At 70.5% G+C, this 24,941-nt stretch carries 25 protein-coding genes; 12 read left to right on the plus strand and 13 right to left on the minus strand.

Annotation, left to right across the window (positions count from 1 at the left end; genetic code table 11):
• The first annotated feature begins 127 nt into the window (after positions 1-127).
• Positions 128-790 carry a response regulator gene (locus ACIBVQ_RS09175; RefSeq protein ID WP_399176601.1) on the plus strand — a complete coding sequence of 221 codons (663 nt, stop codon included), beginning with the start codon at positions 128-130 and terminating at the stop codon, positions 788-790.
• A gap of 6 nt (positions 791-796) precedes the next feature.
• Here ACIBVQ_RS09175 and ACIBVQ_RS09180 read toward each other — a convergent pair whose 3' ends face one another.
• The 4 genes from ACIBVQ_RS09180 to ACIBVQ_RS09195 all read right to left on the minus strand — a co-directional run bounded on the left by ACIBVQ_RS09180 (position 797) and on the right by ACIBVQ_RS09195 (position 4,366).
• Entirely contained in the window at positions 797-1,804 is a 1,008-nt protein-coding gene (locus tag ACIBVQ_RS09180) for a hypothetical protein (protein WP_399176603.1), read from the minus strand.
• A gap of 87 nt (positions 1,805-1,891) precedes the next feature.
• Positions 1,892-2,854 carry a hypothetical protein gene (locus ACIBVQ_RS09185; protein ID WP_399176605.1) on the minus strand — a complete coding sequence of 321 codons (963 nt, stop codon included), beginning with the start codon at positions 2,852-2,854 and terminating at the stop codon, positions 1,892-1,894.
• A 111-nt stretch (positions 2,855-2,965) separates the two neighbouring features.
• Positions 2,966-3,493 carry a MarR family winged helix-turn-helix transcriptional regulator gene (locus ACIBVQ_RS09190; protein ID WP_386193947.1) on the minus strand — a complete coding sequence of 176 codons (528 nt, stop codon included), beginning with the start codon at positions 3,491-3,493 and terminating at the stop codon, positions 2,966-2,968.
• Positions 3,494-3,595: 102 nt separating this feature from the next.
• Positions 3,596-4,366: a DeoR/GlpR family DNA-binding transcription regulator gene (locus ACIBVQ_RS09195; RefSeq protein WP_352015542.1), complete on the minus strand. Its 771-nt coding sequence runs from the start codon at positions 4,364-4,366 to the stop codon at positions 3,596-3,598.
• 104 nt (positions 4,367-4,470) lie between these two features.
• Between ACIBVQ_RS09195 and ACIBVQ_RS09200 the strand changes: the two genes are divergently transcribed.
• From ACIBVQ_RS09200 to ACIBVQ_RS09215, 4 genes are read left to right on the plus strand one after another with little or no spacing between them, the layout of a single operon-like run.
• Positions 4,471-5,352: an SIS domain-containing protein gene (locus ACIBVQ_RS09200; RefSeq protein WP_399176607.1), complete on the plus strand. Its 882-nt coding sequence runs from the start codon at positions 4,471-4,473 to the stop codon at positions 5,350-5,352.
• Positions 5,353-5,389: 37 nt separating this feature from the next.
• Positions 5,390-6,526 (plus strand): N-acetylglucosamine-6-phosphate deacetylase, encoded by a 1,137-nt coding sequence (gene nagA, locus ACIBVQ_RS09205; RefSeq protein ID WP_399176609.1) that lies wholly within the window; start codon positions 5,390-5,392, stop codon positions 6,524-6,526.
• On the plus strand, positions 6,523-7,512 hold the full coding sequence (locus ACIBVQ_RS09210; RefSeq protein ID WP_362773134.1) for a 1-phosphofructokinase family hexose kinase: 990 nt from the start codon (positions 6,523-6,525) through the stop codon (positions 7,510-7,512). Before nagA ends, ACIBVQ_RS09210 begins: the two co-directional genes overlap by 4 nt.
• A gap of 12 nt (positions 7,513-7,524) precedes the next feature.
• Positions 7,525-8,346 (plus strand): class II fructose-bisphosphate aldolase, encoded by an 822-nt coding sequence (locus tag ACIBVQ_RS09215; protein WP_362916293.1) that lies wholly within the window; start codon positions 7,525-7,527, stop codon positions 8,344-8,346.
• Positions 8,347-8,372: 26 nt separating this feature from the next.
• Here the strand turns inward: ACIBVQ_RS09215 and ACIBVQ_RS09220 are convergent, their stop codons facing one another.
• The 3 genes from ACIBVQ_RS09220 to guaB form a co-directional block, all read right to left on the minus strand.
• The gene (locus tag ACIBVQ_RS09220) at positions 8,373-9,317 is read right to left on the minus strand and encodes a hypothetical protein (protein ID WP_352015547.1); all 945 of its coding nucleotides are present in this window, start codon (positions 9,315-9,317) and stop codon (positions 8,373-8,375) included.
• 291 nt (positions 9,318-9,608) lie between these two features.
• Entirely contained in the window at positions 9,609-10,727 is a 1,119-nt protein-coding gene (locus ACIBVQ_RS09225) for a GuaB3 family IMP dehydrogenase-related protein (protein WP_352015548.1), read from the minus strand.
• An 85-nt stretch (positions 10,728-10,812) separates the two neighbouring features.
• Positions 10,813-12,294 carry an IMP dehydrogenase gene (guaB, locus tag ACIBVQ_RS09230; RefSeq protein ID WP_352015549.1) on the minus strand — a complete coding sequence of 494 codons (1,482 nt, stop codon included), beginning with the start codon at positions 12,292-12,294 and terminating at the stop codon, positions 10,813-10,815.
• A 547-nt stretch (positions 12,295-12,841) separates the two neighbouring features.
• Here guaB and ACIBVQ_RS09235 point away from each other — a divergent pair.
• Both ACIBVQ_RS09235 and ACIBVQ_RS09240 read left to right on the plus strand, forming a co-directional pair.
• Positions 12,842-13,840 (plus strand): helix-turn-helix transcriptional regulator, encoded by a 999-nt coding sequence (locus ACIBVQ_RS09235; RefSeq protein ID WP_352015550.1) that lies wholly within the window; start codon positions 12,842-12,844, stop codon positions 13,838-13,840.
• A 98-nt stretch (positions 13,841-13,938) separates the two neighbouring features.
• Complete coding sequence (locus ACIBVQ_RS09240; protein ID WP_352015551.1) at positions 13,939-14,316, plus strand: DUF5319 family protein; 378 nt, start codon at positions 13,939-13,941, stop codon at positions 14,314-14,316.
• Here ACIBVQ_RS09240 and ACIBVQ_RS09245 read toward each other — a convergent pair.
• From ACIBVQ_RS09245 to ACIBVQ_RS09265, 5 genes are all read right to left on the minus strand, one after another.
• Positions 14,277-14,480: a hypothetical protein gene (locus tag ACIBVQ_RS09245; protein WP_362773147.1), complete on the minus strand. Its 204-nt coding sequence runs from the start codon at positions 14,478-14,480 to the stop codon at positions 14,277-14,279. The two genes, ACIBVQ_RS09240 and ACIBVQ_RS09245, sit on opposite strands and share 40 nt — an antisense overlap.
• Positions 14,481-14,571: 91 nt before the next feature.
• Positions 14,572-15,210, minus strand: coding sequence for a sigma-70 family RNA polymerase sigma factor (locus ACIBVQ_RS09250; protein ID WP_352015615.1), 639 nt, complete (start codon positions 15,208-15,210; stop codon positions 14,572-14,574).
• 272 nt (positions 15,211-15,482) lie between these two features.
• Positions 15,483-17,105: a chaperonin GroEL gene (gene groL, locus ACIBVQ_RS09255; RefSeq protein WP_352015553.1), complete on the minus strand. Its 1,623-nt coding sequence runs from the start codon at positions 17,103-17,105 to the stop codon at positions 15,483-15,485.
• Positions 17,106-17,195: 90 nt separating this feature from the next.
• The gene (gene groES / locus ACIBVQ_RS09260; RefSeq protein WP_184712660.1) at positions 17,196-17,507 is read right to left on the minus strand and encodes a co-chaperone GroES; all 312 of its coding nucleotides are present in this window, start codon (positions 17,505-17,507) and stop codon (positions 17,196-17,198) included.
• A gap of 183 nt (positions 17,508-17,690) precedes the next feature.
• Entirely contained in the window at positions 17,691-18,203 is a 513-nt protein-coding gene (locus ACIBVQ_RS09265) for a MarR family transcriptional regulator (protein WP_386193962.1), read from the minus strand.
• Positions 18,204-18,303: 100 nt separating this feature from the next.
• Between ACIBVQ_RS09265 and ACIBVQ_RS09270 the strand changes: the two genes are divergently transcribed.
• The 4 genes from ACIBVQ_RS09270 (at position 18,304) to ACIBVQ_RS09285 (ending at position 23,227) form a co-directional block, all read left to right on the plus strand.
• On the plus strand, positions 18,304-19,644 hold the full coding sequence (locus tag ACIBVQ_RS09270) for an FAD-dependent oxidoreductase (RefSeq protein ID WP_399176614.1): 1,341 nt from the start codon (positions 18,304-18,306) through the stop codon (positions 19,642-19,644).
• 138 nt (positions 19,645-19,782) lie between these two features.
• Positions 19,783-20,430, plus strand: a complete 648-nt coding sequence (locus tag ACIBVQ_RS09275; protein ID WP_399176616.1) for a Uma2 family endonuclease — start codon at positions 19,783-19,785, stop codon at positions 20,428-20,430.
• A 40-nt stretch (positions 20,431-20,470) separates the two neighbouring features.
• Entirely contained in the window at positions 20,471-21,634 is a 1,164-nt protein-coding gene (locus ACIBVQ_RS09280; protein WP_399176618.1) for a methyltransferase domain-containing protein, read from the plus strand.
• Between the two features lie 210 nt (positions 21,635-21,844).
• On the plus strand, positions 21,845-23,227 hold the full coding sequence (locus ACIBVQ_RS09285) for a hypothetical protein (protein ID WP_352015558.1): 1,383 nt from the start codon (positions 21,845-21,847) through the stop codon (positions 23,225-23,227).
• A gap of 5 nt (positions 23,228-23,232) precedes the next feature.
• On the opposite strand, the gene ACIBVQ_RS09290 is transcribed toward ACIBVQ_RS09285, so the two are convergent.
• Positions 23,233-23,751 (minus strand): MarR family winged helix-turn-helix transcriptional regulator, encoded by a 519-nt coding sequence (locus ACIBVQ_RS09290; protein WP_399176620.1) that lies wholly within the window; start codon positions 23,749-23,751, stop codon positions 23,233-23,235.
• Between the two features lie 128 nt (positions 23,752-23,879).
• On the opposite strand from ACIBVQ_RS09290, the gene ACIBVQ_RS09295 reads away from it, so the two are divergent.
• Positions 23,880-24,938 (plus strand): alkene reductase, encoded by a 1,059-nt coding sequence (locus ACIBVQ_RS09295; protein ID WP_399176622.1) that lies wholly within the window; start codon positions 23,880-23,882, stop codon positions 24,936-24,938.
• Positions 24,939-24,941 lie beyond the last annotated feature (3 nt).

Raw genomic sequence — 24,941 nt, forward strand, 5'->3', positions numbered from 1 at the left:
TTTCTCCATATAACAAACCGTCCGCGAAAGTCCACGTCTCCGGGAGACAATCGCCGTCCGTGACACGTTCTCCGCACGGAACCGGCTTCCGTCCGGAACCTCCCAGCCCCCGAGACCTGGAGACGCCGTGACGCTGCGCGTGCTGCTCGCCGACGACCACGCGATGTTCCGTTCCGGTATGCGCGCCGTACTCGAAACCCAGCCGGACCTGCTCTGCGTCGCCGAGGTCGGAGACGGCCACGAGGCGGTCGCCGAGACCCTGCGGCTCCGCCCGGACGTGGCGATCCTGGACGTGCGGATGCCCAGGCTGGACGGCCTGGCCGCGACGGAGGCGATCCTGGCGGCGCCGGGGAACGCCACCAGGGTCCTGGTGCTGACCACCTACGACAACGACGACTACGTCTACCGCGCGTTACGGGCCGGGGCCAGCGGCTTCCTGCTGAAGAGCCTGCCTCCGGAGGAGATGGCGTCCGCGATCCGGGTGGCCGCCCGGGGGGACGCGCTGATCGACCCCTCGGTGACCCGGCGCCTGATCGCCCGGTTCACCACCAGCATCGAGCCGACGGCCGTGCCCGCCGACTTCGAACGACTGACCTCCCGGGAGCGTGAGGTGTTGCTCCTGCTGGCCGACGCCCGCAGCAACGCCGAGATCGCCGCGGCCCTCCACGTCGGCGAGGAGACCGTCAAGACGCACGTCTCCCGCATCCTGTCCAAACTCAGCCTGCGCGACCGGGTCCACGCCGTCGTCTACGCCCACCTGAACGGCCTGGCCGGGACGCCGCCCCGGTGAAGGCCCTCAGGAGCCGAGCGGGTCGACAGGGGCGGCCGGGTCGGCCAGGCGCTCCAGGTCTCGGCGGATCAGCAGCTGGTTGGCCATCAGGACCGGGCCGTCGGGCTTGACGGTCAGCAGGGCGCGGTGGACCGTACGGTCACCCGAGCTGACGTCGTCGTGCGCGACCGTCTCGACCGAGTCGGACAGAGGCTTGCCCGCGACGACGGCGGTCGTGGTGAGGCGCTCCTTGAACACCTTGCCCACCTCGGCGGCTCTTGGCAGCACGCACACCACGTCGACCGCCTTGTCGGCCGTGGACGCGGGCCTGCGCAGGCCGACGCCGTACAGGACGACCCCGCCCGGCTGCGTGGGGGCCATGACGATGGCGGAGACGACGTCGCCCAGGCAGTCGGCGACGGCGGCGTGGTCGGAGTTCTCGGCCAGGGAGGAGCCGGTGCCGAGAGCCGCCGCGACGGGCTCGGCCGCGGCGCCCGCGACCAGCGCGGAGTCCGTGACCACCACCTGGTTGAGCTGGTTGATCAGCCCGAGCCCGGACTGCGGGCCCTTCATGTCGATCATGTTGTCCTCGGCGAGGGACAGCCCCTCCTGGCCGCCGATCTCCCGGGGCTTGGCCCCCATGGAGGTCAGTTTGGCGCTGATGCCCGAGGCGTCGAGAGCGCCCTCGACACGGATCGCGGTCTTCGGCGGGACTCCGATGTTGACGGCCTGGTTCGCGGCGAACACGTTGAGACCGGTCGCCTCGGCGAGCCTGTCCCCGCTCACCGCGAGGTCGCCGAAGCCCGAGCCGACGGCGGCCCTCCAGCGCTTGTCCTGGCCCGGCCCCTTGTCGGTGACCACGCCGAGCTTGCGCCAGTGCGCCATGTCGCCGTATTCGAGGTAGGTCGCGGCGGGGCCGGAGGCGTCGAGACGCGCCATCGCCTGGCGCAGGCCCTGTCCCTCCTCCGAGCCGCCGGTGCCGCATCCGGCAAGCACCAGTCCCGCAACCGCCAGAGTCCATCCGAGAGCACGCATGCCCAGGACCTTAGCCATCCACACCGCACCGCACGTCACCCAAAAGGGTGAAATGATCACCTCATTCCCCCCGAAGCGGGACAAAGGTCACTCAGCGAGAAGCCCGCACACCCGCTCGATCCCCAGCCCGCTGATCAGCAGCCGTTCCTTGGCGTTGCCGAGCAGCGCCGCGGTCCAGGTGGTCGACCCGCCGTCCCCGAGGTTGAGGGTCTCACCCCGTGGCGTGACGACGTCGATCCCGAACGAGACGCCGGTGTAGTAACCGCGCCCCGTCACGCGCTCGTCGTCGAAGACGAAGGTGACGTCCGGGTGCTCCGGCGCCAACCGGTCGAGGACCCGTTCGCGCAGCGCCGTACGGTGCCGTCCCCCGGTCAGGTCGGTGAGGCCGACGCGCACCGCCGGGATGGCGTGGCCGAGTTCGCGGGCTCCGTCCAGGATGTCCAGGTGAACGCCGACGTGCTCGACGAGAGTCTCCGTCTCGAAGCCGAAGGAACCCTCGTCCCGGCCCGCCGTACACAGCCCGAGCAGCGCGAAGTGCTGCATCATGCCCGGCCCGAACGGCTGCGCGCGCAGGACGCGCTGTGCCGCGCCGAGCCGTACCCTCGACCGGGAGCGGGGCTCGTCCCGGAGCAGGCCCCGGCGGCGGACGGCGCATTCCAGGGCCAGGACGTTGGTCACGTCCGAGACGACCTCGGTGTTGCGGGTCGTCGTCAGCACCTTGTCCTGGCTCACGGTCGCCACCGCCGAGGCGGTGCCCAGCGGGCAGACCGGCGCCGTCGCGAGGCCGGTGAACCCGTGCCCGGTGAGACGTTCGTGGGCCAGCAGGGTCAGGCGCGCCAGGTCGCCCGCGTCGACCGGTGAGAGGGCGGTGAACCGGTCACGTTCGTACCGCCGGAGCAGATGGGCGGGCGTGACGTCGGCCGCACGGCGCCGGTGGACGGCCATCAGCAGCGTCTGAAGATCCGCGGGGGACAGCCGCTCGGCCAGCGCCTCAAGCATCTCCGGCGCCGCCCCCTCACGGAGAATCCGCCCAAGCCAGGGGTCGTTCATCGGAACATCGTGGCGTACGGCCCACTCCCGCCGCACCGGGTTATCCGCCGCCGAAGCCCTGAAAGGCCACCGAACCTCGGAAAGCCACCGGGCCCGGAGAGCCGGTCGGTCTCAGACGCCCCGGGAGGCCCTGCGCTCCGGGCCCTCCTTCTCCAGGTGCTGGAGGACGTGCCTGAGCGACTCCCCCAGCTCGGTCAGGCGCCTCTCGCCGAGGCCGGAGAGCACGAACTGCTCCTCCCGGTTGAACTCGGGGAACAGGGTGGTCATCAGCTTCCTGCCCTCGGGGGTGAGGGAGAAGACGGTACGCCTGCGGTCGGTCGCCGGGATCTCCCGCAGGATCAGCCCGCGTGCCTCAAGCGTCTGCGCCACCCCGGTCAGCGTGCCCTTGGTGATGCCCGCCTCCTCGGCGACGTGCCGGTTCTCGATCGACTCCCAGATCCACACGACCCACAGCACCACGAAGGCGGTCCAGGTGAGCTCGGCCTCCTTCAGCACGGTCTGCTCGAAGTGGTTCCTGATGGACGAGGCGACCCGGTAGAGGTTCGAGATCGCGGTCATGGCGCGAAAGTCCAGCTCCAGCCCCTGGAGTTTTCCCGAGACGGCCTCCTCGGTCTGCCGCAGGGTGTGCGCGCCACTCACAGACAAGCTCCTCGGGGGTTCGGCCATATCGACCCCGGGCGGCGGAATCGTCCGGACTCTCCTGATCCTAGATGATTTCCGACAAATGCCTGTTCTGAGACGCTAGACGCGGACCACGTTCACGCCCGCGTCGGTGAACCGGGCGGCCTCCTCGTCCGGCAGGCCCTCGTCGGTGATCAGGGTGCCGATCGCGTCGATCGAGCAGATCCGCGCGAAGGCCCGCCCGCCGATCTTGGAGGCGTCGGCGACCGCGACGACCTGGGAGGCCCTGCCGATCAGCAGGTTGTTGACGCTCGCCTCGCCCTCGTGGTGGGCGAAGGCGCCCGCGACCGGGTCGAGCGCGTCCACGCCGAGGAAGGCGATGTCGAGCGCGACCTGTTCGAGCACCCCCGAGGCCAGCGGGCCGATCAGCTCGTAGGACTGCGGCCTCGCCACCCCGCCGGTCACCACGATCTTCACGTGCTGCCTGACCGTCAGCTCGGCGGCGATGTTCAGCGCGTTGGTGACCACGGTGAAGCCGAGGTCGGGGTCGGCCCTGATCGCCAGGGCGCGGGCCACCTCCGAGGTGGTCGTGCCGCCGTTCATGCCGACGATCGCGCCCGGTGTGACCAGTTCGGCCGCGGCGTCCGCGATCCGCTGTTTCTCGTCGGCGTGACGGGCGGTCTTGTAGCGCAGCGGCAGGTCGTAGCTCACGCTCTGGGAGACGGCGCCACCACGGGTGCGCATGAGCATCTGCTGCTGGGCGAGCTGGTCGAAGTCGCGGCGGATCGTCGCCGTCGAGACGGTCAGCGCCTCCGCGGCCTCCTCGACGGACAACCGCCCCTCCTGCGAGAGCAGTTCGAGGATCGCGTTCCAGCGCTCATATCGGCTCACAGCAGTCAGCCTTGCACACGGGGCGATCAAAACCCACCTCTGCACAAAGTTGCTCATTTCTGGTATAAATCAATCACAAACGAAGCTTCTTGGGGAGGCGCGCCGTGACCACGCACACCGAATCCGAGATCGTGTCCCAGCCCGACTGCTGGCGCAGAGCCGTCGCCGAGACCCCGAGGGACGCGCTGCCCCGCCCCGGGGAGCGGGTGGCCGTCATCGGCTGCGGCACCTCGTGGTTCGTCGCCCAGTCCTACGCGGTGCTCCGCGAGCGGGCCGGACAGGGCGAGACCGACGCCTTCGCCGCCTCCGAGTTCCCCGTGGGACGTCCGTACGACCGGGTGCTCGCGCTGACCAGGTCGGGCACGACGACCGAGGTCCTCGACGCGCTGGCGGCCCTGCGCGAGCGGGGCGTCAGGACGAGCGCCGTCACCGCCTCCCCCGGCACCTCCGTCGTGACCGCCGCCGACGAGATCGTGATGCTCGACTTCGCCGACGAGCGGTCGGTCGTGCAGACCCGCTTCGCCACGACGCAGCTCGCCCTGCTCCGCGCCCACCTCGGCGAGGACCTGAGCGGCGCGATCGCCGACGCCGAACGGGCGCTCGCCGTCCCGCTCCCCGAGATCACCCTGACCGCCGAGCAGTTCACCTTCCTCGGCCGGGACTGGTCGTACGGCCTGGCGCTTGAGGCCGCCCTGAAGATGCGCGAGGCGTGCCGGGCGTGGACCGAGTCCTATCCCGCGATGGAGTACCGCCACGGCCCGATCAGCATCGCGGGCCCGAACCGCGTCACCTGGGTCCTCGGGGAGGGCGCGAGGGGGCTGCGCGCCGAGGTCGAGGCCACGGGTGGAGCGTTCCTGAACAGCCTCCTCGACCCGATGGCCGAGTTGGTCCTGATCCAGCGGGTGGCCGTGGCCAGGGCGCTGGCCCAGGGACTCAACCCGGACGAACCACTCAACTTGACCCGTTCTGTCATCCTCCCCTCCTGAACATTGACCGGTGGGAGAAACGGGAAGAACTGACGCCATGAGCATCACACTCTCCGACGCCCGTGTCGTGACCCCCGAAGGTGTCCACGAGGGCTGGCTCACCATCGAGGACGGCCGCATCACCCATGTGGGCCGGGGCGCCGCCCCCGGCCCCGGGCTCAGCCTCGGGGGCCGCCACGTGGTTCCGGGCTTCGTCGACATCCACTCCCACGGCGGCGCCGGAGGATCCTTCCCCAGCGGCGACCAGGAGGAGGCCCGCCGGGTCGCCGCCCTGCACGCCGCGCACGGGACGACCACGATCGTCGCCAGCCTGGTCACCGCGACCACGAACGAGCTGACCAGGGCCGCTTCCGCCCTGGCCGACCTGTGCGAGGACGGCCTGCTGGCCGGCGTCCACCTTGAGGGCCCCTACATCTCCAAGGCCCGCTGCGGCGCGCACAACCCCGCCCTCCTGCGGGAGCCCTCCGTCCGGGAGTTCACCGAGCTGCTCAAGGCGGGCCGTGGCCACATACGGATGCTCACCCTCGCCGCCGAGTTGCCCGGGGCGCTGGACACCATCAGGGAGGCCGTCGCCAACGACGTGATCGCCGCCCTCGGGCACAGCGACGCCGACTACGAGCAGACCCTGCTGGGCATCGAGGCGGGCGGCAGCGTGGCCACCCACCTCTACAACGCGATGCCGCCCCTGCACCACCGCGACCCCGGCCCGATCGCCGCACTGCTTGAGGACGAGCGGGTCACCATCGAGCTGGTCAACGACGGTGTGCACGTGCACCCGGCGATGATGCGCCTGGCCTACGACGTCGCCGGTCCCGGCAGGACCGTGCTCATCACCGACGCCATGGCCGCCGCGGGCATGGGCGACGGCGTGTACGGTCTCGGCCCGATGCGGGTCGAGGTCGTCGACGGCGTCGCCAGGCTGGCCGGCGGTGGCTCCATCGCGGGCAGCACGCTCACCATGGACGTGGCCTTCCGCCGCGCCGTACAGCAGGTCGGCCTGTCGCTGTCCGAGGCGGTCGAGATCACCTCGCTCACCCCCGCCAAGGTGCTCGGCCTGGCCGACGACCTCGGCTCCATCTCCGTCGGCAAGCGGGCCGACCTGGTGGTGCTCACCGACGACCTGGAGGTCTCCGGCGTCATGCGGCACGGAAACTGGACGACGGCTCCCCGATGACCTCCCCGCCCGCCCGTGGTCCGGTCCTGACCGTCACGCTGAACCTCGCACTCGACGTCACCTACGTGACCGGGGACGTCGACTGGGACGGCGTCAACCGCGTCGGGGCCGTGCACCGCAGGGCGGGCGGCAAGGGCGTCAACGTGGCCAGGGTGCTCGCCGCCCTCGGCTGCGAGGTGCTCGTCACCGGTCTCGCGGGCGGCCCGAACGGCGAGGCGGCCCTGGCCGACCTCGCCGCCGCGGGCCTGCCCACCGCCCTCACCCCGATCTCCGGTCCCTCCCGCGCCACCCTGGCCGTCCACGACCACGGCCGTGCCCCGGGACGCACCGCGCTGTTCAACGAACCGGGTCCGCTCGTCACCGAGGACGAGATCGGGCGTTTCCTGAGCGACTACGAGGCCCGGCTCAGGGGTGCCGCCGCGGTCGTGATCTCCGGCAGCCTGCCCTCCGGGGTCTCCCCGCGCCTGTACGCCGAACTCGCCGCCCGCGCCCGGGCCCACGGCGTCCCGGCGGTCGTGGACGCCGACGGCGAGCCGCTCAGGCACGCCCCCGGCGGGCGGCCCGAGATCGTCAAGCCCAACGCCGAGGAACTCGCCCGGGCCCTGGCCCTGTCCGGCCCCCAGGAGGCTCACAGCCCCGGCACCGGCCCCGGCGCCGCCGTGCGGGGGGCCCAGGTCCTCAGGCGTTCCGGGGCCAGGGCGGTCGTGGTCTCCCTCGGGGCCGACGGCCTGCTCGCGGTGACCCCCGAGGGGGCGTGGCGGGCGGCGATGCCGTACCGGGTCGAGGGGAACCCGACCGGCGCGGGTGACGCGCTGGTCGCGGGGCTGACGCTCGGCCTGGTCGAGGGCACCCCCTGGCCGGAACGGCTGCGCCGGGCGGCGGCGCTCGGCGCGGCGGCGGTCGCGGCCCCGGTCGCGGGTGACTTCGACGCCGACGTCCTGCGGGAGGTCCACCCGGGTGTCCGGGTGGAAGCGGAACCTGTGTAACGGAGGCCAATCATGTCCCTCGTCGGAATCGGCGACATCGTCGGGAACGCTCCAAAGGGCGTCGGCGCGTTCAACGTCATCCAGCTCGAACACGCGGAGGCGATCGTCGCCGGGGCCGAGGCCGCAGGCACACCCGTCGTGCTGCAGATCAGCGAGAACTGCGTCCGCTACCACGGCGCGCTCGCCCCGATCGCGGCGGCGTCCCTGGCGGTCGCCAGGGCGGCGGCCGTGCCCGTCGCCGTCCACCTCGACCACGCCACCGACCGCGCGCTGGTCGAGGAGGCCGCGGAGCTGGGGATCGGCTCGGTGATGTTCGACGCCTCCGCGCTGCCCGACGAGGAGAACGTGGCGCTCACCGCCGAGGTCGCCGCCCACTGCCACGCCCGTGGCCTGTGGGTGGAGGCCGAGCTCGGCGAGGTGGGGGGCAAGGACGGGGTGCACGCGCCCGGGGCGCGGACCAGGCCGCACGAGGCCGTGGACTACGTGGCCAGGACCGGGGTGGACGCGCTGGCCGTGGCCGTCGGCAGCTCGCACGCCATGACGACCAGGGACGCCGTGCTCGACCTTGAGCTGATCTCCGCGCTGCGCGCCGCCGTACCCGTCCCGCTGGTGCTGCACGGCTCCTCGGGCGTGCCGGACGAGACCCTCCGCGCCGCCGTACGGCACGGCATGAAGAAGATCAACATTGCCACCCACCTCAACAAGACCTTCACCGGGGCGATCCGCGACCACCTGGCCGCCGACGAACGGGTCGTCGACTCCCGCGTCTACCTCGCCGCCGCCCGTACGGCCGTCGCCACCGAGGTCACCCGCCTCCTGAAGGTCCTGGCCTAACCCCTACGACGCCCCTACGACGTCCCCTACGGCCAGTTCCAGCGGATGCCGATCAGGCCGGGGCGCAGCGAGTCGGCCACCAGGTGGACCGCGTGGTGGGCGTTGAGGGTCAGTTCACCGTGGTCGTGCTCCTCCGCGGCGTGGTCGTGCCGGGAGAAGCGGCGGATGCCCGCGGGCAGCGCCGAGGCGGCGAAGCTCACCCTGAGCGTGTACTGCCCGGCGGGGAAGCGGAACCCCCGTTCGTACTCGGTCGTCTCCACCCCGCTCGGGTCGGCCAGCTCGTAGCGGATCACCTGGGTCTCCCCCACCCGCAACCTGCGGTCGAACAGCAGCTCGGCCGCCACGAGCGCGGTCGGGCCGTCCCGCCTGACCCTGCCGACCCGGCAGTCCTCAAGCGCCCTGATCCGCACCCGTTCGACGTCGCACCCCAGGTCGCCCCGGTAGACGATGATGTGGCGGTCGGTCGCCTCCTGCGCCCGCATCACCTGGAGCGTCTCACGGCGCACGACGCTGCGGTCCGGGCCGATCTGCAGCGTCTCGTACATCCCGCTGATGTGCAGCCGCCTGTCGTCGGCGGAGCCGTCGAGGTCCTGCAGCAGGGCCGAGAGCGCTCGTGAGGGCTCAAGGATCGTGGCGTAGGGAACGGCGGCGGAGATCGGGACGGACGTGCCCCCGCCGTTCTGCCCCCGGCCCCGGGGCCGGGGCGGCCCGAGCAGGCCCATCAGCGAGCGCGGCGGGAGGATGAGGATCTCCTCAAGCGCCCGTACGGCCCGCAGCGACTCGGGCCGCTCGGGGCGGCGCAGTCCCTGCTGCCAGTAGCTCAGGCTCGTCATCCCGACCCGCAGCCCGCGCTCCTCAAGGCGGTGGCGGAGCCGGTCAAGGGTCAGCCCCCTCGCTTCGACCGCGGCGCGGAGCGCGACGTGGAACGGGCCTTCCCGAAGAGCGACCCGCAGCTCACGATCATCCGACACATGGGAATGTTCACAGATTTTTCGGCTTACGTCACTTTTGCCGACGCAGACAGTGTCAATTTCGTGACCAGCCGCCGGTCTGCGTCGACACCCATGACAGTGTCCCCCAGCGCCAATCCCTGGCACCCAGCGCACATCCGGCGCGCCTCCCGTGCCGTCCGACGACACCCGACCTGGGGCCTTCCCGGTCGGTGATGGACCTGTTCCGGAGCGGTACCGGGCCACGGCGCACGGGCGGGAAAACACGCGTGCCCGGAGCGAATCGCTCCGGGCACGGCAGAAACGGCGGTGTCAGGAACCCTGGGGGGCGACGACGACCTCGACCCGCTGGAACTCCTTCAGGTCGGAGTATCCGGCGGTGGCCATCGTCCGCTTGAGCGCGCCCATGAGGTTCATCGAACCGTCGGCGACCGAGGAGGGACCGTGCAGGATCTGCTCCAGCGTGCCGACCGTGCCGAACTGCACCCGCTTGCCCCGGGGCAGCTCGGGGTGCTGGGCCTCGGAGCCCCAGTGGAACCCGCGGCCCGGGGCCTCCGTGGCCCTGGCGAGGGGAGAGCCGACCATGACCGCGTCAGAACCACAGGCGATCGCCTTGGCGATGTCACCCGAGGTGCCCATGCCGCCGTCGGCGATGACGTGGACGTACCGGCCGCCCGACTCGTCCATGTAGTCGCGCCGGGCCGCGGCCACGTCGGAGATCGCGGTGGCCATCGGCACCGCGACGCCGAGCACCGTGCGCGTGGTGTGCGAGGCGCCGCCGCCGAAGCCGACCAGGACGCCGGCCGCGCCGGTCCGCATGAGGTGCAGCGCCGCGGTGTAGGTGGCGCAGCCGCCGACGATCACCGGAACGTCCAGCTCGTAGATGAACTGCTTGAGGTTGAGCGGCTCGGCCCGCCCGGAGACGTGCTCGGCGGAGACCGTGGTGCCGCGGATCACGAAGATGTCCACACCCGCGTCGATGACGGCCTTGTGGTACTGGACCGTGCGCTGCGGGGACAACCGCACCGCCGTGGTCACCCCGGCCGCGCGGATCTCCTCGATGCGACGGCCGATCAGCTCTTCCCTGATCGGCGCGTTGTAGATCTCCTGGAGCCGCCTGGTCGCGGCCTCCCCCTCAAGCTCGGCCACCTCGGCCAGCAGCGACGTCGGGTCGTCGTAGCGGGTCCACAACCCCTCAAGGTCGAGTACGGCCAGCCCGCCGAGCCTGCCCACCTCGATCGCCGTCGCCGGGGAGACCACGCTGTCCATCGGGCTCACCACGACGGGCAGCTCGAACCGGTAGGCGTCGATCTGCCAGGCGATCGAGACCTCCTCGGGGTCACGGGTGCGGCGGGAGGGAACGATGCCGATCTCGTCGAGCGCGTAGGCACGGCGGCCGTTCTTGCCGCGGCCGATCTCCACCTGAGTCATATGCCTGTCTTTCCATGTCATGCCTGTACGGCGGGCCGTACCGTGCCGTCACGGCCCGGCCCGTCGCGAGAACCGGGTCGGGACTCTATCGGCGGTGGTAGTTCGGAGCCTCGACGGTCATCTGGATGTCGTGCGGGTGGCTCTCCTTGAGCCCGGCCGCGGTGATCGGCATGAGCTCGCACCTGCTGTGCATGTCCTCGATCGTGCGGCACCCGGAGTACCACATGCCCTGGCGCAGACCGCCGACGAGCTGGTGGGCGACCGCGGCGACCGGCCCGCGGTAGGGGACCTGGCCCTCGATGCCCTCGGGGATGAACCTGTCCTCGCTGCCGACGTCGGCCTGGGCGTAGCGGTCCTTGCTGAAGGAGGTTCCGCCGCGCTCGCGGTTGCGGACCGCGCCCAGCGAGCCCATCCCCCGGTAAGACTTGAACTGCTTGCCGTTGATGAAGATCAGCTCACCCGGTGACTCCTCGCAGCCCGCCAGGAGCGAGCCGAGCATGACCGTGTCCGCCCCGGCCGCGATGGCCTTGGCGATGTCACCGGAGTACTGCAGGCCGCCGTCGCCGATCACCGGGATTCCGGCGGGACCGGCCGCGAGCGAGGCCTGGTGGATGGCCGTGACCTGCGGCGCGCCGACGCCCGCGACCACCCGGGTGGTGCAGATGGAGCCGGGCCCGACGCCGACCTTGACCGCGTCGGCCCCCGCGTCGACCAGCATCTGGGCACCCGCGCGGGTGGCGATGTTGCCGCCGACGACCTGGACGCCGCTGTTGGCCTTGAGCTTGGAGATCATGTCGGCCAGGCCCTTGGAGTGGCCGTGCGCGACGTCGACCACGACCACGTCGACCCCGGCCTCGATCAGGGCCGCCGCCCGCTTCTCGGCGTCCTCGCCCACGCCGATCGCGGCTCCGACGACGAGCCTGCCGTCGGCGTCCTTCGTGGACAGGGGGTACTGCTCGCTCTTGGTGAAGTCCTTGACGGTGATGAGCCCGCGCAGCCGTCCGCCCGCGTCGACCAGCGGCAGCTTCTCGATCTTGTTCTTGCGCAGCAGCGCGAAGGCGTCGTCCCTGGAGACCCCGACCGGCGCGGTGACCAGCGGCATCGAGGTCATGACGTCGCGCACGGGGCGGCCGTGGTCGGTCTCGAAGCGCATGTCGCGGTTGGTGACGATGCCGACCAGCACGCCGTTCTCGTCCGTCACCGGGACACCGGAGATGCGGTAGGTCGCGCACAGGCGCTCGACGTCGGCGAGCGTGTCCTCGGGCGAGCAGGTGACCGGGTTGGTGACCATCCCGGCCTCGGAGCGCTTGACGAGATCGACCTGCTGGGCCTGCTCCTCGATGGAGAGGTTGCGGTGCAGGATGCCGATGCCGCCCTGACGCGCCATCGCCACCGCCATCCGCGCCTCGGTGACCGTGTCCATCGCGGCGGAGACGAGCGGGATGCGCAGGGTGATGCCCCGCGACAGGCGGGTGGTGGTCTCCGCCTCACCCGGCTGTAGATCCGAATAGGCGGGAACCAGGAGCACGTCGTCGAACGTGAGCCCGGTCTCGGTGAACCTTGCCATCTGCGACCCTCCTGCCACGGCGCTCTCAAGTGGAGTGGGGAAGGCGCCGGCCCCCGGGTCACAGTTTAGAGTCTGGCGCCAAACCCGGAGGACACCGGGGAAGGTGGGGAACCGGACGGCCGGTGAGCGTCCGGTTCCCCTCCCTGAAGGACGGGAGCCGGGCGGCCGACGGACCGCCCGGTCCCGGCCGGGGTTTGGGGAACCGAGCGGTCGGTGACCCGCCCGGCTCCCCGGTCACCGGCGGGAGGCGCGGGGACACCGCACGCCGCCGGACCCCCCTCCGCGTCCGAACGGCCACTACGCCCACGCCCCTCGCCGACGCTGGGTAAAGTCTGCGTTACCTTCTGTTCACACGCAATGTACGGACGTGCAGTTGCACGAAGCTGCACCCGACCGCCCAGGAAGGACCGGGTTCCCCGATCGGCGACGGCTCGGGACGAGTCGTCCACGAGACCGGAAGGGGCCCAGAAGACGCAACGCCCGGACACCGGTGATTTCGGGACGTTATTCTCGCGGAACGCCGTGCCATCTCTGGAGCCTCTCGCCGATGCGTACCGACACACCGCCGCTTGAGAGTCTGGGCTTCACCTCGGCCCAGATCTCTCTCTACAACGCGGTGCTACGCCTGCACCGCGCAACCTGCGCCGAACTCGCCGACGCCCTGGACGGCTCGCCTGAGCGGCTGAGCCGCGAGCTGGCCACCCTGGTGAAGCTGGGCGTGGTCCACGAGCAGGGCGGCGAGTACCTCGCCCGTCACCCCGCGACGGCCCTGGGCCACCTGCTCGCCGACCGGCTCGACCGGCTCGCCGCGGAGAGCCGCAGGATCGACACCGTCGTCGGGTCGATCCGCGACCTCATCCACGAGTACGACGCGGGCCGCGACTACCAGGCGGGCCGGTTCTCCGTCGACCTGGTCGGCGGGGCGGACGAACTGTACGAGAGCGTGATCGGCATGGCCGTACAGGCGCCGCCGCTCGAACTGCTCTCGGTCATCCCCGACCGGCGCACGATGAACGACTTCGCGCACCGCTACGCCGACCAGTGGATCGGGGCGCAGCGCGCGGGCCTGCTGTCCACCAGGAACATCATCCCGGTCCAGACCCTGGAGATCCCCGCGCTGCGGGAGAAGCTGAGCCAGTTCCAGCAGGCCGGGGCCCGCGTCCGCACCCTGGACACGGTGCCGAGCTGGTTCCTGATCGCCGGGACGGACGCCGCGGGTGTGCCCGCCCGGTGGGGCGGCACGCTGGCGGAGAGCGCCTACAACTTCCACCTGGTCAGAACCCCCGTCGTGGTGGACGCGCTGCGTTCCCTCTTCGACGAGCTGTGGGCCCGCGCGGCGCCGCTGCCCTGGCCGCGCCGGGGCGACGGGATGATCCAGGTGCTGCGGCTCGCCGCCCAGGGCGTCTCCGACGAGATGATCGCCAGGCAGCTCGGGGTCTCGGTGCGCACGGTGCGGGCCCGCTTCGCCGACGCCATGGCCGAGCTCGGCGCCCAGTCCCGCTTCCAGGCGGGCGCGGAGGCCGCCCGGCGCGGCTGGCTGACGTGAAGGCCTCTTTGCGCGCCTGCGCGTCGCTCCGCGTGCCCGTGGGCCGCCGGTTGGACCTGCCGCACATCAAGGTCATATCAAGGCCATAAGGTGGGATCGTGCTCGACGACGTCCCCCGCGACCCGTTCGCGGACGACCCCGACGACCCGGCGGCGGCACTGGGCGAGACGGACTCCCCCCAGTCGCTGACCTCCGCCGAACGCGACGAGGCCATGACGGACCTCGCCGACGTCGAGGTCTTCCGGTCTCTCCTTGAGCCCCAGGGGGTGCTCGGGCTGGTGCTCGACTGCCCCGAGTGCGGGGAACAGCACTACTTCGACTGGGAGCTGCTGCGCGGCAACCTGCGGCAGATGATCGACAACGGCAGGCCGCAGGTTCACGAACCCGCCTACCAGCCCGACCCCACGAACTATGTGACCTGGGAGTACGCCAGGGGTTACGTCGACGGGGTGACCGACACCGAGGGGCACCGCTGATCGACGTCGTCGATCAGCGCGGCCAGTAGACCGACGGCGACGTCCGAGGACGAGGCGGGCTCACGCCGGGAGAGCCCGTCGAGAAGGCGGTCGGTCTCGGTGACGCCCCGATCCTCCTCAGGGCCGTATCTCCGGACGGGACGCCTGGGGTGGACCGCCGTCATGGGCTCACCCGCCAACGGGTCTCACCGGACCGGCGAGACCCACTCCACGCTTCCCGGCGGCGCCGGCGAATCCGGCCCGGCTGGTCCGCGGTCAAGCCGTCGACTCCAGCTCCGCCATCGCGCGCAACCGCGCGAGCGCCCGGTGCTGCGCGACCCGGACCGCGCCTGGTGACATGCCGAGCACGTTACCCGTCTCCTCGGCCGACAACCCCGAGACCACGCGGAGCATGAGCAGTTCACGCTGGTTGTCCGGGAGCCTGGAGAGCAGCCTGCGGGCGTGCTCGGCCTCGATGTAGCGCACCACGGTCTCCTCGGGCCCCGGCCCCTCGTCAGGACCGTCGGGAAGGTCCTGGGTGGGTACGGCGGAGCGCACCGAACTGCGCAGCGCGTCGGCCACCTTGTGGGAGGCGATGCCGAAGACGAAGGACGCGAAGGGTCTGCCCATGTCGCGATAACGCGGCAGGGCGGACAGAACCGCGATGCACACCTCCTGCGCCACGTCGTCCGCGATGTGGTACTGACCGGAAACCCGCCCGAGGCGAGCACGGCAATATCGGACGACCATTGGCCGTAACTGCGCGATCAGAGATTCGATCGCGGTGCGATCTCCCTGAACGGCGAGGCTCGTCAGATCCTTGAGATCGTCCCTGTGGGGGACCCCTTCAGATCTCGTCGCAAGCCTTACCCCACTTTTGGCGTCGGCGACGCATCCCTCGGTCACGTTAGGCATGATGCCCGCCCCGATCGAGCCTGTCGTCATGGCGAACGGCTACGGATTGGTCACATTGAGAGGGCGATAACGGGGCGTAATCAATCGACCACAATAAGGCTTTGCGCCTGAAGGAATATTTCATTGGACCGCCGATTATGTCGGCCATTGGTCACATGAAAGTTTACTCCTTACGCGCATCCTCGCATGACGCTTTGAGGCACGTTTCGGTTTACCGGAAAACGAAACGGCCCGCATCCGGTGAGAGATGCGGGCCGTACGGCGAAAGCGGATCAGTGGCCGTGGCCGTGACCGTGGCCGTGCCCGGCGGCGGCCGGAGCCTCCTCCTCGGGCTTGTCCACCACGAGGGCCTCGGTCGTCAGCAGCATGCCGGCGATGGAGGCGGCGTTCTGGACGGCCGAGCGGGTGACCTTGACCGGGTCGATGACGCCCTGGGAGATCAGGTCGCCGTACTCGCCGGTGGCGGCGTTGAGGCCCTGACCGACGGGGAGCTCGGAGACCTTGGTCGTCACGACGTAGCCCTCAAGGCCGGCGTTCTCCGCGATCCAGCGGGCGGGCTCGATGAGCGCCTTGCGGACCACGGCGACACCGGTCGCCTCGTCACCGGACAGGCCCAGGTCGTCGAGGACCTTGGAGACGTGGATGAGCGCGGAGCCACCGCCGGAGACGATGCCCTCCTCGATCGCGGCGCGCGTCGCGGAGATGGCGTCCTCAAGGCGGTGCTTCTTCTCCTTGAGCTCGACCTCGGTGGCCGCGCCGACCTTCAGCACGCAGACACCGCCGGAGAGCTTGGCCAGACGCTCCTGGAGCTTCTCACGGTCCCAGTCGGAGTCGGACTGCTCGATGGCGAGCTTGATCTCCTTGACGCGGTCGGCGATGGCCTGCGCGTCGCCCGCGCCGTCCACAACCGTGGTGCTGTCCTTGGTGATCACGACACGGCGGGCCGTGCCGAGGACCTCCAGGCCGACGTGCTCCAGCTTGAGGCCGACCTCCTCGCTGACGACCTCGCCACCGGTGAGGATGGCGATGTCCTGCAGCATGGCCTTGCGGCGGTCACCGAAGCCGGGGGCCTTGACCGCGACCGAGGTGAAGGTGCCGCGGATCTTGTTGGTGACCAGGACGGCCAGGGCCTCGCCCTCGACGTCCTCGGCGATGACGAGCAGCGCCTTCTTGGTCTGCGCGACCTTCTCCAGCAGCGGCAGGAAGTCCGCGACCGAAGCGATCTTGTTCTGGTTGATCAGGATGTAGGGGTCTTCGAGAACCGCCTCCATCCGCTCCTGGTCGGTCACCATGTAGGGCGAAAGGTAACCCTTGTCGAACTGGAGACCCTCGGTGAACTCCAGTTCGAGGCCCATGGTGTTGGACTCTTCGACGGTGATGACGCCGTCCTTGCCGACCTTGTCGAACGCCTCGGCGATCAGCTCACCGATCTTGGCGTCCTGCGCGGAGATCGTCGCCACGTGGGCGATCTCCTTCTTGTCCTCGACCGGCCTGGCCGAGTCGATCAGCTTGTCGCTGACGGCCTTGGCGGCCAGGTCGATGCCGCGCTTGAGGGACAGCGGCTGGGCGCCGGCCGCGACGTTGCGCAGGCCCTCGCGGACCATCGCCTGGGCGAGGACGGTCGCGGTGGTCGTGCCGTCACCGGCGACGTCGTTGGTCTTGGTCGCCACCTCCTTGGCGAGCTGGGCGCCGAGGTTCTCGTACGGCTTCTCCAGCTCGACCTCACGCGCGATGGTGACACCGTCGTTGGTGATGGTCGGCGCGCCGAACTTCTTGTCGATGACGACATTGCGGCCACGGGGGCCGAGGGTCACCTTGACCGCGTCGGCGAGGGCGTTGACACCACGCTCAAGAGCGCGGCGCGCGTCCTCCTCGAAGGACAGGATCTTGGGCATTGTGGTCCTCTCTGAAAGCACGTCGGCGCATCAAAGCCCCGGGCGCTCGCGCGACCCGGGGCTCGATACGTCATCTCTGCGAAGTGTCGGTTACTTCTCGATGATGGCGAGCACGTCGCGGGCGGAGAGCACGAGGTACTCCTCGCCGCCGTACTTCACCTCGGTGCCGCCGTACTTGCTGTAGAGGACGACGTCGCCCTCCTTGACGTCGAGCGGAATGCGCTTGTCGCCGTCCTCGTCCCAGTTGCCAGGGCCGACAGCGAGGACCTTGCCCTCCTGCGGCTTCTCCTTGGCGGTGTCCGGGATGACGAGACCGGAAGCAGTGGTCTGCTCGGCCTCAAGCGGCTGGACCACGATGCGGTCGCCGAGCGGCTTAACGGGAACCTTGGTGGCGGTCGTCACGTCGGACCTCCCCTTCAGATTTGAATGATCTAGAAGAGGCGACCAGCGGTCTGCCGTCGCGGGTGTCAGACCTGCCTCGTCGCGTATGTTTGGCACTCTCACCGGGAGAGTGCCAATACGGAACAGTATGCAAGGAGGCCTTGACAGTCAACACGAACCGCCTCCGCACTGGGTACGCGAACCTCAAACCCTGCGTCGCCCCGCCGCGGGCAGACCCCTGACCCGCGCGATCTCGGTCTCGTACAGCTCCCGCGAACCGCGCAGGAAACCCAGCACGAAACGGATCTCCTCGTCGGAGTAACCCGAGATCAGCCGCCTCCCCCGTTCGACGACGGGACCGTACAGCTCCTCGACCTTCGCGAGGGTCTCGGGGGTGGCGCGTACGACCACCTTCCTGCGGTCCCCGGGATCGGGGGAGCGCGTCAGGTATCCGGCCCGTTCGAGGCGGTCGAGCATCGCGGTGACGCTGCCCGTGGTGAGCCCCAGGCCCGTCCCGAGGACGCTGGGTGTGACGTTCCCCTCAGCCCCCTCGCGCACCAGGATCTCCAGGCAGCGCAGGTCGGTCCTGTTCACCCCGAGGTGGATCGCGACCGCCTCGTCGAAGGCGTCGACGGCCGTCTGACCCGCCTGGACCTCCCGCCCCAGCTCCGCCCTGAGAGCGCCGTCCCCATGCGCGGGACCATTTTCCCTTGACATTCAAGCCTCTCGACCATCAAGCTAAATATGCCTCGAACATCAAGATACATGGCGTTCGAGAAGAACACCCCTGTCCAGACCCGTCCTCCAAGGGAGACCCGTGTCCCCTCTCCACGTGATCGTCATCGGTGCGGGCACCGGCGGAATGTGCCTGGCCCACGGCCTGCGGCGCGCCGGGATCTCGGTCGCGGTCTACGAACGCGACCGCACCCGCGCCGACGGCGTGCACGGCTACCGCGTCGGCATCGACCCGACGGGCAACCAGGCGCTCCGCGAGTGCCTGCCCCCCGAGCTGTTCGACACCTACACCGCCACCTGCGCCAGGACGCCCGCCCACTTCAACGTGCTGACCGAACGGCGCAGGACGGTCGCCTCCTTCCGGCTGCCGGAGAGCACCGACCCGGTCCACAGCGAACGCTCGGTCTCCCGGATGACCCTGCGCCAGGTGCTGCTCACCGGGATGGACGACGTCGTGCGCTTCGGCAAGACCTTCACCCACTACGAGCACGGCGCCGACGGCACCGTGACCGCCTTCTTCGACGACGGCACCTCGGCCACCGGCGACCTGCTCGTCGCCGCCGACGGCACCGGCTCCAGGGTCCGCAGGCAGTACCTCCCGCACGCGAAGGTCAGGGACACCGGGGTGATCGCGGTCTCCGCCAAGGTCGCGGTGACCCCGGAGACCAGGGCGCTGCTGCCCGAGGAGGTCTTCAACGGGATCTCCGCCACCTTCGCCCCGAAGGGCCAGTTCTGCATCTGGCACGTCATGGAGTTCAAGTGGGACCGCGACGGCGAGGTCAAGCACGGCGTCGGCGGCAACGACGCGGAGCTGATCGCGCGCTGGCCCGGCCTGCTGTACGACAACACCCGCGACTACATCAACTGGGGCTTCTCCGCCTCGGCCCGCAGGTTCCCGCCCGGGGTGATGGACCTGCGCGGCGAGGACCTCAAACGGGTGGTCCTGGACATGACGCCCAACTGGCATCCGGACCTGCGCGCGCTGTTCCGGGCCGCCGACCCGGGCAGCTGCTTCCCCATCGCCATCCGCACCTCCGAGCCGGTGGACCCGTGGGACACCACCAACGTCACCCTGCTCGGCGACGCCGTGCACACCATGACCCCCGGGCGGGGCGTCGGCGCCAACACCGCCCTGCGCGACGCGATGCTCCTGACCAGGCGGCTCATCACCGTCCGTGACGGCGCCCCGCTGCTGGACGCCGTCGCCTCCTACGAGGCGGAGATGATCCCGTACGGCTTCGCCCGCGTCGCCGACTCCCTCGCCCAGAACGGCACCAACGGCGACGACCTGCTGCACAGGCCGGTCGTCGGCCGGGCGGTCCTGGCGGCCAACCGGACGTTCTTCCGCGCGGTCGGCCGGGTCCCGGCGCTGCGCAGGAGGTTCGTCGACGCCCTCGTGGCCTACCGCGCCGCGGACGCCTGAGGACCTTCACCCCGATTCCCGCGCTTCGGGGCGACACCGGGACGCTCATCGGGGAACATACGACTTCGGGAACATACGAGCGAGCACCGGGGGGAACGCGACCCGATGGCTACGAACGGTGACGGGAAAGACGCTGCGGTGAGCGATGTGACCAGCACGCTGAGCGAGGAGACGAGCGCAACGCGCGAGGTCGGCGAGCTTCTCGCCAACTGGCCCTATCCGCCGCCCGGCGGATGGACGGCCGACGACCTCGACCGGCTTCCCCAGGAGGGCCCCCACGGCGAGCCGGACTTCTTCAAGCACGTCGAACTCGTCGATGGAGCCCTCATCTTCATGTCCCCCCAGAAGCGTTTCCACGATGTCGTGATCCGCAGGCTCGCGAACAGTCTCGAAGCCCAGGCGCCCGAGCACCTCGCGGTGGCGACCCAGATGGACGTCGTACTCGGCGTGAGACAACGCCCGTGTCCCGACGTCCTGCTCATCGACGCCGCCCTGGACCGCGAGCACGACCGCACCGCCTACGTTCCCGAGGAGGTCCACCTGGTCGTGGAGGTGGTCTCGCCCGAATCCGAGTTCCGCGACCGGGAGGTCAAACCCAGGCGCTACGCGGCCGCCGGCATCACCCACTTCTGGCGGGTCGAGGCTGAGAACGGCGTTCCCGCCGTGTACGTCTACGAGCTCGACTCCGCGACGCGTGCCTACGTTCCCACCGGCATCCACCGTGACAAGCTCTCGGTCCAGGTCCCCTTCCCCGCCACGATCGACCTGACCGCCCTGCTGGGCTGAGGAGAGGCTCCATCCGTCCGAGGCGGTAGCGTCGGGCGGTGTGGAGCTTGACTCGTTCCTGGAGCTGTTGACACCCCGAGGCCAGGAGGCCCTGGCCGCCGCCGGAGCCGCGGGAGACGACCCGGTCGCGGCGGTCACCCGGCTCAGGAAGACCTACGACGCCGATCTGACCTCCGCGGCGCTCACCCAGGCGGGGCTCAGACGCCGCGCCGTGGAGAAGTTCGGCGCCGACGCCGGGGTGATGTACTTCACGCCGAACGGCCTTGAGCAGTCGACCCGCCGCGAGGTGGCCGACCACCGCGCCCGGCGCGTCCCCCCGGGCTCCCGGGTCGCCGACGTCTGCTGCGGCATCGGCGGGGACACCCTGGCCCTGGCCAGGGCCGGATGCGTGGTCGAGGCGGTCGACGCCGACCCGCTCACCGCCGCGGTCGCCCAGGCCAACGCCGACGCGCTGGGGTTCGGCGACCGGGTCACGGTCCGGGCGGCCGACGCCGCCACGGTCGACCCGTCCGGCTTCGACGTCCTGTTCGCCGACCCCGCCCGCCGTACGGCCCGGGGCAGGACCTTCGATCCGATGGCCTACTCACCACCGTGGCCCCAGGTGCTGGAGATGGCGCGCCAGGCGAGGGCCGCGTGCCTGAAGGTCGCCCCGGGGATCGACTACGCGTTCATCCCGCCGGGGGCGGAGGCCGAGTGGGTCTCCCACCGGGGCGAGGTCAAGGAGGCCGCGATCTGGTGCGGCGCCCTGGCAGGCGAGGTCGAGCGCAGGGCCACGATGCTGCCGTCCGCCGCGACGCTGACCCCCGACCCCAAGCTCGGTACGGCCGGGCACGGCCCGGTCGGGCGCTACGTCCACGAGCCCGACGGGGCGGCGATCAGGGCCCACCTCGTGGCGGAGGTCGCCGACGCGGTCGGCGGGCACCTGCTCGACCCGCGCATCGCCTACATCACGGGGAACGGGACGGAGCGGACGCCGTGGGCGGCGCGGTACGAGGTCCACGAGACTCTGCCGTTCTCACTCAAACGGCTGAGGGCGGCGCTGCGTGAGCGTGGAGTGGGAAACGTGACGATCAAAAAGAGGGGCTCCGCGGTCGACGTCGATCGCCTCAGAAAGGACCTTCGCCTGACCGGGGGCGAATCCGCGGTCGTTATTCTCACCAGGATCGAGGAAAGGCCTTTCGCCCTGATATGCACCCCTTCCTGAACTGGCAAAACGGTACATCAAGCAATTAACCGGCGATCTGTCTTTTTTAAATTTGACACGGAGGACACATGTCTCAGGGGCTAGGGTTACTCACGCATGGATTTCCGGGGAAAACTCGGCCTACATTCCTCGGTAAATTAAAAACAAAGTCCTTAAAGAAACATTAAAACCCGCCGCGTGGCCGACCGTCGGTGGGGAAAGGGGTTTTCCGTGGATCGTTCCGGCCACACCCTGTTCCACGCGGACGAGCAGAGCCCGATCTTCGACCGGATGCGCGAACTGCTGGCGCACGCCGCCCAGGACCCCGTGCGCGAGCAGCTCCCGCAGGGGCCCGCGTACGAGCAGCGCCCGCAGAGCTCCGTCTACGAGCAGCTCCCCCCCGCGCCCATTTACGACCAGTGCCCCCAGACGCCCGTGTACGAGAAGCTCTCCCCCGCGCCCGTGTACGACCAGCGCCCCCAGGGCACCGGGCTCGACGAGATCCGTCAGCGCCTCGACGGCGTGGAGTGGCTGCTGCGGGAGGCCAGGGATCGGGAGAGCGGGCTGAACGGCACGCTCGAATCCGTGACCGGCCGCCTCGACAAGGCCCTGACCCGCCCGCCCGCCTGGGTCCAGGGGCTCGCCCAGCACGTCGAGGCGGTCCGCGACCACGTGGACTCGGTCGGCGCACGGGTCGGCTTCCTGACCCGGGAGGTCAAGTCGGTCGGCGCGCAGATCGTCCCCCTGGACGGGCTGCCGCGCCTGTGGGCCGACCTCAGCGCCGTGAGCGAGAAGACCGACGAGGCGCTCACCCGGCTCCGGGTGCTCACCGGCAAGACCCAGGACAACGGCGAGACCACCGAGCGGCTCGGCCGTCTCCAGACGGGCATGGACGCGGCCGCGGGCCGGTTCACCCGGCTGGACAAGGGGCTGGGTGAGCTGGTCCGGCGTACGGGGTCCCTTGAGAAGGGCCTGCCCGAGCTGTCGGCGGGCTTCCAGGGGGTCGTCGCCGAGGCGACCCGCCGTCTGTCGGACGCCGTCGAGCAGGTGAGCGGCAAGATCGACATGATCATGGTCAGGCTCGACGGCCTGACCGAGGACGTCGGAGACTGCCTGAGCGACCTGGACAGGCGGCTGGCCGCGCTTGAGCGGCGGATGACGGAGACGAACGAGCGGCTCGGTGAGATCGCCGCCCGTCACGAGGCGCGGTTCGACGCCCTCGACGAGCGTCTGGACGACGTCGAGGGGCGGACCCTCAACAGGATCGAGGCCGTCGACGCCCGGCTGCGGACGCTCGACGGCCACACCGGGCGGCCGGAGGACGTGCAGGCGCACGTCACCGGGGCCGGGAAGCGGCTGAAGGGCCTGCTGCAGACCCGGGAGCAGCGGCGCCTCGACCCGTTCGAGGAGCGCGTCGCCCAGGCCCGCGCGGCTCTCGCCCCCCTGGGCGACACGCTGCGCGCCCAGCCGGGCCGCGAGCGGCTCACCGAGGCGCTGACCCGGGCCGTCGAGCCCGCCGGCGCAGGCCCGGCCGACAGGCTCGGCGCGCTTGAGGAGACCGTGCTGGTCCTCGCCGAGGCCCTGCTGTGCCGGCCCCACGGCAACGGGGACTGACGCTTTCAGCACATGGTGTCGCCCGGTAGGCAGGGGGAGGTGTCGCACGCCTCCTCACCGCACAGGTTGTTCCTGACCACCTTCAGCAGCAGGGTCAGCTCCCCCGCCTGCTCCGGGCTCAGGCCGCCGATCATCCGGCGGTGGACCTCCGCCAGGACGCGTTCGACCTCGGGACGCAGGGCGTCGCCCTTCGGAGTGCTGCTGACGATGCTGACGCGGCGGTTGGCGGGACTGGGCGCGCGGCTGACGAAGCCGCTGCGTTCGAGGCGCTGGAGGGTCTTGGTCATCGTGGACATGTCGATGCCGATGAGCCTGGCGAGCACGTTCTGCGGCTGCGGGCCGTACTCCCAGAGCAGGGTCAGGGTGCGTTCCTGGCCCGGGTAGAGGTCGAGTTCGGCCAGTAGACCGGCCATGAGCGTGCGGTGCCCCCGGGCGGCCTGGATCATCAGGCAGTTCAGGCTGTCAGGGCTTTCCTCCCAGGCTTCGACCCCCGCCGGTTCCTCGTCAAGCCGTGGAAGCGTCATCTCGTCCTCCTGTTCGACTCCAGCCTACTCCTTGCAAGTTGGTCGCCCAAGTTGTAGAACTAACTCTTGGCCGACCAAGTTGGTCGCCCAAGTTAGCCGACCATATTAGAATCCCGAAGGGATCAGCCATGCCGTTCTCCCCGTTCAGGCTCGGTGCCCTGGAACTGCCAAACCGCCTGGTCATGGCCCCCATGACCCGTTCACGCGCCTACGTGGACGGCATCCCCTCCACGCTGACCGCCCTGTACTACGCGCAGCGCGCCTCGGCCGGTCTGATCGTCTCCGAGGGGGTGCAGCCGAGCGCGGCGGGCAAGGGATACATGGACACGCCGGGTCTGCACACCGACCACCAGGTCGCCGGATGGCGTGAGGTGACCGACGCCGTCCACGCGGCGGGTGGCCGGATCTTCGCGCAGCTCATGCACGCGGGCCGGGTCGGCCACCCGGACAACACCGGTGCGATCCCCGTCGCCCCGTCGGCCGTACGGTCGAGCGGCCAGATCTTCACCCCGAACGGCCCGCAGGACACGCCGATCCCCGTCGAACTGACCACCGAGGAGGTCGAGGCGACCGTCGGCGACTTCGCCGACGCCGCCCGCCGCGCGATCGACGCCGGGTTCGACGGGGTCGAGCTGCACGGGGCGAACGGCTATCTCATCCACCAGTTCCTGTCGCAGAACGCCAACCTGCGTCAGGACCGCTTCGGCGGCTCCGTCGAGAACCGCATCCGCTTCGCCGTCGAGACCGCGCGGGCCGTCACGGACGCGATCGGCGCGCACCGGGTCGGCATCAGGATCTCCCCCGCCACCGGCATCCACGACCTGGCCGAGGAGGACGCGAACGAGGTCTACCCGGCGCTGCTGGCCGAGCTGGCCCACCTCGACCTGGTCTACCTGCACCACCTGGCGGGCGGTTCGGCGGAGTTCGACGGGCGGGTCCGCGCGCTGTGGCCGAACGCGCTCATCGTCAACGACCCCGCGAGGAACGACCCCTCCGACTCCGTCGCCCACTGGCTCGCCCAGGGCGCCGACCTGGTCTCCCTGGGCAAGTCGTTCCTGGCCAACCCCGACCTGCCGGTGCGCCTGCGCCTCGGCGCTCCGCTGAACGAGCCCGACCTCTCCAAGGCCTTCGGCGGCGACCACACCGGCTACACCGACTACCCGGCGCTCGCCCTGCACCCGGCCTGACGG

Source organism: Streptosporangium sp. NPDC049376 (assembly GCF_044466505.1).
GTDB lineage: Bacteria > Actinomycetota > Actinomycetes > Streptosporangiales > Streptosporangiaceae > Streptosporangium.